This is a genomic window from Lentimicrobium sp. S6, from assembly GCF_013166635.1.
Classification (GTDB): domain Bacteria; phylum Bacteroidota; class Bacteroidia; order Bacteroidales; family UBA12170; genus UBA12170.
Genome location: NZ_JABKBZ010000002.1, coordinates 146727 through 159560 on the forward strand (window position 1 = coordinate 146727; position 12834 = coordinate 159560).

A 12834-nucleotide genomic window follows, 5' to 3' on the forward strand; every position below is an offset into this window, starting at 1 on the left:
CGCTGGTATTTTTCGTAAAACAGAACATCTAAAAAGGAGCAGTACAATATATGGCAAAGAATTTAGTAATTGTTGAGTCACCCGCCAAAGCCAAAACTATAGAGAAATTTTTAGGCAAAGATTTCATGGTAAAATCAAGTTTTGGTCATGTGATGGATCTGGCAAAGAAGGATTTTGGCGTAGATATTAAGAATGGGTTTATACCCAATTACGAAGTATCTGCAGATAAGAAGAAATTAGTCGCCGAATTAAAGAAAGATGCAAAGGCAGCCGATATGGTATGGCTTGCATCGGATGAGGATCGCGAAGGAGAAGCCATTGCTTGGCATCTATTCAATGCTCTTAATCTCAAAACAGAAAAAACACGCCGCATCGTTTTTCATGAGATTACAAAACCTGCAATATTAAATGCCATCGAAAATCCGAGAGATATCGATGTACACTTAGTAAATGCCCAGCAAGCACGCCGTGTTTTAGACCGCTTGGTTGGATACGAAATATCTCCTGTATTATGGAGAAAAGTAAAACCCTCTCTTTCTGCTGGTCGTGTACAGTCTGTTGCTGTTCGTCTCATCGTAGAAAAAGAAGAAGAAATTAAAGCATTCATACCTGTATCTGCCTACAGGGTAATCGCCAAATTCTTAATTGATGGTGTTGGAACCGTATTAGAAGCTGAACTTCCAAAAAGATTTGCAACCAAAGAAGAAGCTAGGGCATTTTTAGAAACTTGCATGGCCTCTACTTATAAGGTTGATGCAGTTGAGAAAAAGCCTGGAAAAAGATCACCAGCCCCTCCTTTTACTACTTCCACACTACAGCAAGAAGCCAGTAGAAAAATGGGATATGGTGTGAGCAAGACTATGGTAGTTGCTCAGCAGTTATATGAAGCAGGGTATATCACTTATATGAGAACTGACTCTGTGAACCTGAGCAAACTAGCGATTGCCAAAGCAAAAGAGGTGATCACCGAAAACTACGGTGTTGAATATAGCAAAACTAGAGTTTTCGCCACTAAAACCAAAGGTGCTCAAGAGGCTCACGAAGCCATAAGACCTACCTATTTAGAGAACAAAACCATAAAAGGAGATAGTAGTCAGCAAAAGCTATACGAACTCATTTGGAAGCGTACTATTGCTTCTCAAATGGCAGAGGCAAAACTTGAAAAGACTACTATTAATATAGAGATTTCTAAGTCACCCGAGAAAATGAGAGCTCAAGGTGAAGTGATCACTTTCGAAGGTTTCTTGAAAGTATATATGGAATCGAAAGATGACGATAACGACAGCAGCGAAACAAAAGGAATGCTTCCTCCATTGAAAGATGGACAGCCTTTGGATTTGGATTGCATGATGGCCACTGAAAAATACACCAAACATGCTCCACGATATTCTGAAGCCAGCTTAGTAAAGAAACTAGAGGAACAGGGTATTGGTCGTCCATCAACTTACGCCCCAACCATTAGCACGGTTCAAAAAAGAGGATACGTTATTAAAGAAGACAGAGATGGATTAAGTCGAAATATTAATGAGCTTCGCCTAAGTGGCAATGAAATCACTGAAGCTATTCACGCTGAAGTATATAACGCTGTCAAAAACAAACTATTACCAACAGACATTGGTACTTTAGTTAATAAATTCCTCTCTGAACATTTCAAGGACATTCTTGATTATCAGTTTACTGCCAAGGTAGAGAAAGAATTTGATTCTATTGCCGAAGGTAAGACCCAGTGGAATAAAATGATTAGCGATTTCTACCAGCCATTCAAAACTCAGGTAGACCACACCATTGAAAATGCGGAGCGCGAAAAAGGAGAGAGACTTTTAGGGATTGATCCTAAGTCTGAAAAGAATGTTTATGCTCGCATTGGTAGATTTGGCCCTATGGTTCAGATTGGCGAAGCTGAGGATGAAGAAAAACCACGCTTTGCAAGTTTGAAAAAAGGACAAAGCATTACAGAAATCAATTTAGAGGAGGCTTTAGAACTGTTCAAATTCCCTATAAAAGTGGGAGAAATTGATGGTAAAGTAGTGAATGTAGCCATCGGACGTTTTGGTCCTTATGTGAGTCATAATAAAGTATTTGCCTCTATCCCTAAAGGTGAAGATCCTGCTGATGTTGATTTTGACAGAGCGGTAGAACTACTTGAAGAAAAGAAACAAAAAGATATAGAGAAATTCATTAAAGGATTTGATGAAGAGCCAGAATTAACCATTCTAAAAGGACGTTGGGGCCCTTATATTAAATTCAAAAAAGGCAACTATAAAATTGCTAAACCAACAGGTATTAAAGACAAAGATAAACTTGCTGAAGCCTATTTGGAAAAAGCAAAAGCCATTACTTTGGAAGAATGCCAGAAGTTGATCAAAGAACAAGACAAGACCAAGAAGAAGAGATAATCAATCTTTGGTCATGCTAAAAAACGTCAAAAACAGCGAAAGCTCAGTCTTTGACGTTTTTTTTATATTTGCAAACCTATAATTGAATAAAAGATATGCTCCAAAAAATCAGCAGATTTAGTCGTGACATCAGTTTTAAACCCGCTTTTTCACTTATTATTCCATCGTGGAATAACTTGCCTTACCTAAAGCTTTGTGTAAAAAGCATACGTAGAAATAGCGATTTGAAACATCAGATTATTATCATCCTCAACGAAGCCAATGACGGAAGTTTGGAATGGGTGAAAGAACAATCTGATTTGGACTATGTTTATGCTCAGGAGAATATTGGAATTTGTTATGGCCTCAATAGTACTCGTCAACTCCTTAAATCGGAATATATTCTTTATGCCAACGACGATATGTACCTCCTTCCCCATTGGGATCAATATTTAATGGATGAGGTTAAAAATATAGGACATGCTGAATTTATGCTATCCTCCACTATGATAGAACCTTTCGAGACTAGAAACAAATCGGTGATTGTAGCACCCTTTGGGGAGCGTTTGGAAGATTTTCGAGAGGAAGAGCTCCTTGCCAATTTCGAAGCCCTAGAGAAAACCGACTGGAAAGGCAGCACATGGCCTCCAAACCTCATGCATCGCGACATGTGGGATTTGGTTGGCGGCATGAGCCCCGAGTTTCATCCGGGCATGTATTCTGATCCCGATTTAAGCAAGAAATTCTGGGATGCAGGTGTAAGAGAGTTTAAAGGAGTGGCCAAAAGCCGTGTTTATCATTTTGGTAGCAAATCCACCGGAAGGGTAAAGAAAAACAAAGGCGCCCATACTTTCCTTATGAAATGGGGAATGACCTCGGGTAGCTTCACCAAGTACTTTCTAGAGCGTGGAGAAGATTATACAGGAAAGACTGCTACTCCGGGTATGAGCTCCTCAAAGAAGTTTTTGAATAAGCTGAAGGGATTGAAGAGTCTGATGGGAAGTTAAGAGGTGACTGTTTGCTTTTAGCTTTTTGCCATTGGACTTTGGCTGGCTTTGTAATTGATTTCACAGCATTGATAAGCAAAAACTCGAAGAGTTGTGCTACTAGTATTTTGGAATATTTGACCTAACTTAACTCTCCAGAATTGCCGTTTCAAAGCCCTCCTCTAAAGGATATTCTTTAAATGAAAATACGATTTAAAAGAATAGGGCAATTATTCAATCCAAACAATTCATCGACAAACTACACACTCAATAAACTCCACTTTAACATTCGTGAAATAGAACCATTTTACATTTAAAGAATCATTCGTGCATTCGTGGCCAATAAAATCAGTCTAGAAATTAAACACAGCACACTATCTTGTTTATCCCTACATTCGCCGAATATAAATGAGGAAATCATTCTTGTTTGTCAATTTTAAATTTAACATACATGAATGAGTCTTTAAATATATGCTTGCCTTGTGGAATCTGTTGCAACGGAACCATGATTGGCTTTGTTCAGCTCGAGGCAGAAGAGCTTTCTGTAATGAGAGGATTAATGGATATCACAGAAACCAATGGTGAAGGTTTTTTTCTCGAACCCTGCAAGAAGCTCAGTGCTGATGGCTGCACCATCTATTCCCAAAGACCAAAACATTGTGATAATTTCAATTGCAAGCTTCTGAAATCACTCCAACAAAAGGAAATAGATTTTGATTCAGCCATAGAAGTCATCAATGTGGTGAAACAAAAAAGGCTCAGCATAGAAAAGCAGTTAACTGGTCTAGATTTTGAATTACAATACCCTTCTTTTCACTTCAAGATACTTGAATTAAAGAAATTGATGAGGAAAAACAAGTCAGAATCCTCCTTCAGACAAAAACACCCCCAATTAATATCCGAAATTGAGGAACTCGATAAATTACTGTCCGAATACTTTGGAGTCTCCTTATTCTAAAAGCATTTCTGGACAAAATATTCTTTATATTTCAAATCAATAGCATTCTAATCATTATTAAAGATTCCTCGTTAGGCATCGGAACGACGGCTTTTTTTTAGAAAAACCGAAGGCATAATGGATAGTATTGATTTCAATCAAGCAACATGCCTACACTCCCATTTAACCTACCTGAGCAATCCATGTTAATCAGCGCAAATCTGCGGACAAAACAAAAGATTTCGACTGCCTAAAAAACCACAAAAAAGAATTTTAAAAGTAATTCATAAATTATATACTTTTGCACCCTTTTTGAAATGATATTAATCCAAAGCCCAAAAGCATTGCTGGGCATTTTAGTGAAGTGAGATATGAAGAGAGTGAATGAGTATAAGAAATTATTTAAAGTTGAAGGCAAATTAGACTTAAAGACCTTGAAAACAACTTATAGAAACCTGGTTAAAGAATGGCATCCTGACAAATTCCGATCTGATGATGAGAAGGCAGCAGAGGCCGAGGAAAAAAGCCGTCAGATTATTGATGCTTACCACTTTTTAGTGAGTATTGCACCAGAAACCCACGAGCTTAATAAAGCAGAGTACGAAGAAACCATCTCAAAAGGTGGCATTACAGATATTCATCATAAAGGCTTATTGCTTGAGATTTCGTTTGTAGACGGCACTACTTTCGAATGTTTTGGAGTACCAAGAAGCGTCTATATCAAATTGGTGAATTCAGATAAACAAGTACGTTTTGCCAAAAGAAACATTTTCGGTCCCTTTTTATACCGCAAATCGAAAAGAGCTTTAGCAGCTTAATTCTACCAAATATTTATCATAAGAATGGCGAAGATATTTAGAGGTCTTCGTCATTTTTGTGTTAGTACTCCCCATCATTATACACAGCCAAATAAATAAAAAACAATTTAACGATATGTTATCAAAAACTATTCGTTAAATTTGGACTTTTATTGGAAAACTTCCATTTGATAGGAACTAATAATCAAACAGTCTTAAGCTTAATCAAAAAGAAAGCATATATGCCAGGTTCAGATAATACCAAGAAGTTATGGATTGAGAAAGGATATGAGCATTTTGCGCTTTTTGGACCAGAAAACCTAAGCATCAACAAAATAAGCAAAGAGATAGAATCCTCACGCGCTTGCTTTTACCATTACTTTGGAGATATTGACATCTTTATGGAAGAACTCCTAAATCTACACATACAAATCACCCAAGAATTCGACCTTATTGGTAAAAGAGAATGCAAAAAACTCCTCCCCGATTTATATCTATTATTAGAAAAACACCCCATTCCCCTTAAATTCTGTAGGCAATTATTCATCAATAGAAGCAATTCGCTTTATAATACTTCTTTCAATAAAGCATATAGGGACTCCTCTAATACATTTGCACTTCAGCTATTTACTCAACAATATGGACTAAAGAATAATGCAGAGACATTTAACCTCTGGGCTACTGTAGGCGACTCTTGGTATTCCAGATTAGACATCAATGATTTATCAGCAAAAAAAATGCAAGAAATTGCTGAAGAAGTTTTAAATTCTGTTTTCAAATTTGTTTCTTCTGAATTATATTCCTCTTCACAAGCAAGCACTTAAAGAATTCACTCATTAAATAGTCCCCACTCTGTCACTCTCCCATTAACCCATTCCCCCATTCTCTCATACCCTCCTCCACCCTGTCACACAGGCCCCAAGTCTCACTTTCTTCATCTCGATATAAAAAACAATTCTCTCAGTATCACACAGCTTGGAACTTTAAACCTTAAACTTTGAATTTAAAAAACTCCCAGTCTTCTCCTCTCTTCTCAATATTTTACAATTCCCCAAGTTTCCTACAAAACATATTTCCACGCAAAGAAAACGCAAAGAAAAATCGCTAAGCTCGCAAAAGAGGATGGAACTCGGATAACACTGATTTGACGGATTTCCGCTGATTACATTTTATAATAAGACAGGATTGCGTGTATTAGTATGTTCGCCAGCTCTCCAGCTCTCCTCCTCAATCTTTTACCATTCCTTACCATCCTTTACTATTCCTTACCATCCTTTACCATCTTTTACCATCCCTTCCAAGTCCCACCAAGTCTCACTTTCGCCAGTTCGCCAGTTCGCCCCATCCCCAGCTCGTTCTTCCTTCATGTCAATTTAAAAACAAATCTCTCAGTATCACACAACTTTGAACTTTAAACCTTAAACTTTGAATTTAAAAAACTCCCAGTCTCCTCCTCTCTTCTCAATATTTTACAATTCCCCAAGTTTCCTACAAAACGTTTTTCCACGCAAAGAAAACGCAAAGAAAAATCGCTAAGCTCGCAAAAGAGGATGGAACTCGGATAACACTGATTTGACGGATTTCCGCTGATTATATTTTATAATAAGACAGGATTGCGTGTATTAGTATGTTCGCCAGCTCCCCAGCTCGTTCTTTCTTCATCTCGATATAAAAAACGATTCTCTCAGTATCACACAACTTTGAACCTTGAGCCTAGAACCTTGAAAAACCCCAAATCTCCACGTCCCCCATCCGCCCCCTATACAAGCCTGTCTAACTTCTGATTACTCAATAGTGTAAATTTGCCGCAAACCAAAAAAAGCATCATGAAATTTAAAAAGACTATTCTCAATTTTACCATCTTCCTATTCATTTTTAGCATACTATTTAGCTCATGTGAAAAGAAGATGACACCAGGTGAAGCAAAAGAAATCGCCAAGGAAGCCTATGTTTATGGTTTTCCAATGGTAGTTAACTACAAAACAATGTACAATTACACATTGAATGAAAAGTCACCTGAGTATAAAGCTGCATTCAACGAAAAAAGTTGTGAGGCACGCGTTTTTACTCCCGAAGACAAGGCTATTGTCACTCCAAACTCTGATACTCCATATTGTATGTTTTGGCTTGATATAAGAAGTGAGCCCATCGTATTATCGGTTCCTGAAATGGAAGATGACCGCTATTATAGTTTTCAATTAATTGATTTATACACCCATAATTTTGCCTATTTAGGCACCTTGTCAACGGGTAATAAAGCAGGAAAATACATAGTTGCCAAAGAGGGCTGGAAAGGCGAGAAGCCCAATGGAATTACAGATATACTTTATAGTGAAACAGATTTGTTTTTTGTAGTGGTACGTACACAATTAATAGATGCTAACGATCTTCCAAATGTAAAAGCCATTCAAGAAAAATACCAAATTCAAGAATTAAGTAGCTTTTTGGGTGAAGAGCCTGTGAAAGCAGCAAAAATAGACAATAGCTTAGCATGGAATGATGGCGATGAATTTACTGTTGCATCTCTCAACTATATGAATTTTATGCTAAATCTAACAAAACCAGTTGCATCTGAAGTTGAGTTGAGAAATAAATTTGCAAAACTTGGACTTGGTACCGAAAAAGGTTTTGATATCAACAGTTTTGATGAAGAAACTCAAAAAGCAATTGAAGAAGGGATGCAAGCAGGCCTTAAAAAAATGACTGATTTTGCTACTGAAGTAACAACAACAGATCCTATGGCAAGCACTAAAATTTTTGGAACACGCGATTTCCTCACAAAAAGTGCCAAGGGAAATTACAACTTAGATAACTTTTATGTACTGCGTGCTATCGCTGCCCAACATGGTCTTTATGGGAATTCTGCTCAAGAAGCAATTTACCCTACCTATTTAATGGAAGCGGCAGGTGTTCCCTATGACGCGGCTAAATTTAATTATACCCTTACTTTCAAAAAAGATGAATTACCACCAGTAAACGCTTTTTGGTCATTTAGTATATACGATGGTATCACCCAATTATTTATTCATAATGAATTAGATAGGTATTTGTTGAACTCAAACATGTTGGAAGACTTTGTTTATAATGAGGATGGTTCGTTGACATTTTACATGCAAAAAGATGCTCCAGAGGATGCACTGAAAGCGAATTGGCTACCTGCTCCTAATGGACCTTTCTACTGTACCATGAGGCTGTATGGACCCAAAGAAGAAGCTGTAAACGGAGAGTGGATAAATCCTCCATTGCTAAAATTAGTTAAATAGAAGTGTTCAGTTACAACTGATATTTAATCTATTTATAATATTCTGTGCATTAGTTTCTTTGTTTTCCCCAAGCCTAAAGTATACTGGGCAAAAGCAGTAAGACAAGGAAGCAAAAAAACATAATACTCAGCAAATTTATCTTGGCAATCCTTCAATCTCATTGATTATCTATAACTTAATAATAGTACACGTAAATAGTTGAATAGCTTATAAATTAAAAATAAAGTCAAATAATAAAGGAGAAAAATGATGATGATCAATAAAAATAAAAACAATCGCATGGCAGCTTTGCTAGTTAGCCTGTTCTTTATTCTTAACCTATCAGCCCAGACAGATGAAGCTGTTATTGTAAACGTAGACAATTTTGCGCGTGCCGAAACAGCTTTTCAATTCGATCGCGTGCTCACATTGGTTGAGGGTGGCGAAGTCAATAAATTCATTCACCTACGTCAGCCCACCCCCTTAGATCAACAAAATGTTATTCGAATGAATAGAGATACCTACTACAGTGCTGCCATTGTAGATATTAGTAAGGGAGCTACTCTTACGATTCCAGAAACAGAGGGTAGATATGTGTCTGCTATGATCATCAATGAAGACCATTATAATAATAAGGTATATCACAAACCAGGCACTTATAAACTGACTATGAAAGAGTTCGGCACTTCTTATGTGAGTGTTAACTTACGCATCTTAGTTGATAATTTAGACCCAGAGGATGTAAAAAAGGTATGGGCTATTCAGGATGGAGTAGGCATAGAAGCAAAATCTGCCAGACCTTATACGCACCCGAATTACGATAAGGTAAGTTATGAAGCTACCTATAAGCCCTTGATTGAACTGAGCAGAGGTATGCCAGAAACCAGCAGGATGTTCGGAAAAGAAGAAGATCTTGATAAAGTGCGCCATTTGCTTGGTACAGCATTTGGCTGGGGTGGTTTACCCGAGTATGAGGCATTCTATCTAACCATCGAACCGAATCTTCCCGTTGAAGCCTATGAAATTACCGTAAAGGATGTTCCCGTAGACGCATTTTGGTCTATAAGTGTATACAACAGGGATGGTTATTTTCAGGAAAATGAATACGATTCCTATAGCATCAATAATATTACTGGTACTCCTAATGAGGATGGTTCTTTTACCGTCCATTTTGGCGGTGATCCCAAAAGTTCAAATTATTTGCACATTACTGAGGGTTGGAATTATACGGTACGCTTGTATCAACCTCGTAAGGAAATTATTGAAGGAGAATGGGTTTTTCCAGATGTAAAACCAGTAGAAAAATAAAATATTACACTTTATATGTGAATATCAAGGACCTGAAAAGTTGAACCCCAAGGGGGTGAATCTTCCAATAATTAAGTTGCATTAACACCAATAAATTAATTAGCAAGAATAATAACTAGGCCGTTCATACTTTCAGAGGTACTTCTTGAACAGGCCGATATAATCCTAGAGAGAGGAAAACAATTTGGCATTAGTCGAAATGTGTGTTATGTGCATTGGCATAGCGATGTGGTTTACGGAAGAATGATGGGTACTGCAACAGTGGCTGTATTGCACTACAATAGTGATTTTATAATTGATTTAGAGGCTGCCAAAGCAGAAATACGTAAACTAAATAATCCACTACCGACTGGAGGTTCATAAGCTTGTTTTAGGAATGGAATTCCTTCTAATAATTACCAAATACAATGGAAGGCAAATGACAGAAGCCCGAAGTAGATTTACTTCTAGCTTCGGAATCCTAGCTTTCAACCAAAAAATTTGCAGAAACAGAAACACTAAAGTGGAATTTTTAAAAAAGAATGAGACAAATAAATTACAAATTATTAATCCAAAACCATATGAAAAAATTACTATTATTATCGCTATCAATCATACTTGGGATTTTCTCCGTAAACGCTCAGGAATCTCTCGAGCATATAGAGCATGATAGTACGCTACAAGAGTTAGGTAACGAAAGTATGGAAGATCTATCATCTGCTGCAGCAAACCCATTAGCTAATTTAATGAGTTTTCCATTTCAGAATAACCTGAACATGAATTATGGCGAACACAATCGTAATACAAACATATTAAACATTCAACCGGTAGTTCCTCTTTTCGGTGGTAAACTAATCACTAGGACAATATTCCCTATTGTTCGAATACCAGATTTTAGCAACGAAAGTGGAAAACTTTCTTCGGGTCTGGCTGATATTGTATTTACAGCATTTTATGTTCCGGAAAGCAAAGGAGTAATGGTGGGTTTTGGACCCGTTATTGAATTACCAACCGGTGGCAGTATTCGAGGCAGTCAAAAATGGAGTGCAGGCCCATCATTTGTGGCTTTGATTACCCCAGGAGATTGGACCATCGGTGCCTTAATAAACAATGCCTGGTCGTTTGCAGGCAACTCAGATAGAGATGATGTGAACCATATGTTGATCAATATATTTGCTGTTCGTCAATTAGGTAAAGGTTGGTATGTGAACAGCGCACCCATCATCACAGCTGACTGGACTGCGGATACCGAAGACCAATGGATTGTGCCACTAGGTGGTGGAGGCGGGAAAATGGTCATGCTTGGAGGAAAACTCCCCTTAAACCTTCAATCACAACTATATTATAATGTAGTACGCCCCGATTTTGGTCCAGAATGGCAATGGAGAGTACAAGCTCAATTCCTTCTTCCGATGAATATGTTTAGCAAAAAATAGCGTTTGTGGTAATAGAAAATTAAGCTGAAAGAAATAAACTATTAGGGCTTGAAGTTGGAAGCCCATATTTAATGATTTTAAACACCTAAAATCCAAACAAATACCCACGGCTTTTAAGCCGTGGGTATATATTCCTCCAAAGTTTTTAAGTCGGCCAGAGTATGCTATTAAAAACTTATATCCCCTGCCACTTTCTACTCTGATTTTCATTATTAAGCTCCTCAAATACATCTCTCAAACTAATCTTTACTAAGAGAATCTACTACCTTTATGAGAATATTCTACTTATACATACTTTATGTAATGATATATTTTCTACATTTGGGGGAATTATTAACCTCAATCGATTCATGATGAAGTATTTTGAAGAAACATTTGAGTTTGAAGAAGACAAACCTTTAAACTTTGATATTGACACACCCTTAAATCAGAGCATGGGTTTTGCACAGATTACGCCAACAGAAACTCCAGGAGAAGTTCTTGGCATTAAGGTAAGAATAGGGAATGAACCTATAGTAAAAGACCTCAAAAAACTCTATTTTTACGCTAACAAAGCTATTCCTGCCGATTTACAAGTTCTATTTGAAAACAAAGACATCTACCTCATCATGCATACCATTAGTGCCATCCGCCTTTCGGGTTCTGCTAAAGTAGATGAGTTACAATACCATGCAGAATTTGTAGAGAAGGGACCACAAACCATCGACCTTTTACCCAATACCTCATTTAAGGAAGTCATTAAGGTGGATTTAGGAATTAAGGGTGCCATTTCTGGAGGAGGGAATTTTTCATCTACTCTTCCTGCTGAATTATCACAATCTCTCTTGCCGCAAATCATCACTTTTGGTGCAGATATGAAAATCCAGCTTTCCTCCAATGCCAATTTCGTGGGCAAGTTTAGCTATAGCCTGAAATTCCCCATCATTCAATCTGCAGGGATAGCTTCTAATTTCTGCACTTGGGTTTTAAACCCAGATGACAAGCCGCTTTTAGGCGATCAATGCCTTATTCAAACCATAGCAGTTCCCAAAGGAACCAAAAACATTACTTATAAAACCACCGGAGTTTGTAAGGCAGATAGAGGTTTATTTTGGAAACAGCAAACTATGCAGACTGAGGAGTATTTGATTGGGCTTGGGTTGGGGTAGGATTGGGGTAGGATTGTAATAATCAGAAAACTAGATTAAACAAAGGTGAAAAACCTAATATCATACAAATTGCATTTATTTTACAGCATTTTTAATTTCGCATTACTTAAAAAGAAACATGAAAAATACAATAAGACTAAAAACGATAATAAGTAAACAAATTCCAAAAAGCAAATCAATTTTATTCGACTTTTTTATAACATTTGCACGATTAGAATGCGCATTAAAAAACACTGAAAGGTTCTTAAAACCAAATAAAGCAGAGGTTAATTGGGATGAATATGCGAAATTTTTATCTGGCCCATTTAAAGTTGAAAATTCAGATGAAATAAAAAATGCAGTGAACTTTATCCTAAATGCTCCCCCTAGAAAACAAGCTAACAACGAAGGCTATTTAGTATGGGAAGAAGGGATAGTTGACAATAATGCTTCTTTGACTTATAAACTTTCTATTTATATCCGTAGAATTAGGAATAATGTTTTACATGGTGGTAAATTCAATGGAGATTACAATCCTGAAAGTAGAAATTATAAATTGATTAATTATTCGCTTATTATTTTAAATAATTGGCTGGAACTTGATAAGGAAGTTAATACAAATTTTTTATCAGATATAAATCTATAAA

At 37.0% G+C, this 12834-nt stretch carries 11 protein-coding genes; all 11 read left to right on the plus strand.

Going from position 1 to position 12834, the window contains the following annotated elements; genetic code table 11:
• Positions 1-50: 50 nt before the first annotated feature.
• The gene (topA, locus tag HNS40_RS01565) at positions 51-2396 is read left to right on the plus strand and encodes a type I DNA topoisomerase (RefSeq protein ID WP_172276570.1); all 2346 of its coding nucleotides are present in this window, start codon (positions 51-53) and stop codon (positions 2394-2396) included.
• A 95-nt stretch (positions 2397-2491) separates the two neighbouring features.
• Entirely contained in the window at positions 2492-3382 is an 891-nt protein-coding gene (locus tag HNS40_RS01570) for a glycosyltransferase family 2 protein (protein ID WP_172276576.1), read from the plus strand.
• A gap of 430 nt (positions 3383-3812) precedes the next feature.
• On the plus strand, positions 3813-4319 hold the full coding sequence (locus HNS40_RS01575) for a YkgJ family cysteine cluster protein (RefSeq protein WP_172276580.1): 507 nt from the start codon (positions 3813-3815) through the stop codon (positions 4317-4319).
• 350 nt (positions 4320-4669) lie between these two features.
• A complete protein-coding gene (locus HNS40_RS01580) occupies positions 4670-5116 on the plus strand; it encodes a DnaJ domain-containing protein (RefSeq protein WP_172276585.1) in 447 nt (148 codons plus the stop codon).
• Positions 5117-5337: 221 nt separating this feature from the next.
• The gene (locus HNS40_RS01585) at positions 5338-5919 is read left to right on the plus strand and encodes a TetR/AcrR family transcriptional regulator (RefSeq protein ID WP_172276591.1); all 582 of its coding nucleotides are present in this window, start codon (positions 5338-5340) and stop codon (positions 5917-5919) included.
• A gap of 1002 nt (positions 5920-6921) precedes the next feature.
• Positions 6922-8358, plus strand: coding sequence for a DUF1254 domain-containing protein (locus HNS40_RS01590; RefSeq protein ID WP_172276594.1), 1437 nt, complete (start codon positions 6922-6924; stop codon positions 8356-8358).
• Between the two features lie 279 nt (positions 8359-8637).
• Complete coding sequence (locus HNS40_RS01595) at positions 8638-9645, plus strand: DUF1214 domain-containing protein (RefSeq protein ID WP_172276599.1); 1008 nt, start codon at positions 8638-8640, stop codon at positions 9643-9645.
• Between the two features lie 210 nt (positions 9646-9855).
• Positions 9856-10008 carry a hypothetical protein gene (locus tag HNS40_RS01600; protein WP_172276602.1) on the plus strand — a complete coding sequence of 51 codons (153 nt, stop codon included), beginning with the start codon at positions 9856-9858 and terminating at the stop codon, positions 10006-10008.
• 197 nt (positions 10009-10205) lie between these two features.
• On the plus strand, positions 10206-11060 hold the full coding sequence (locus tag HNS40_RS01605) for a neuromedin U (RefSeq protein ID WP_172276607.1): 855 nt from the start codon (positions 10206-10208) through the stop codon (positions 11058-11060).
• A gap of 353 nt (positions 11061-11413) precedes the next feature.
• Positions 11414-12208: a hypothetical protein gene (locus HNS40_RS01610; protein WP_172276610.1), complete on the plus strand. Its 795-nt coding sequence runs from the start codon at positions 11414-11416 to the stop codon at positions 12206-12208.
• A gap of 118 nt (positions 12209-12326) precedes the next feature.
• Entirely contained in the window at positions 12327-12833 is a 507-nt protein-coding gene (locus HNS40_RS01615; protein ID WP_172276613.1) for a hypothetical protein, read from the plus strand.
• Position 12834: the final 1 nt, after the last annotated feature.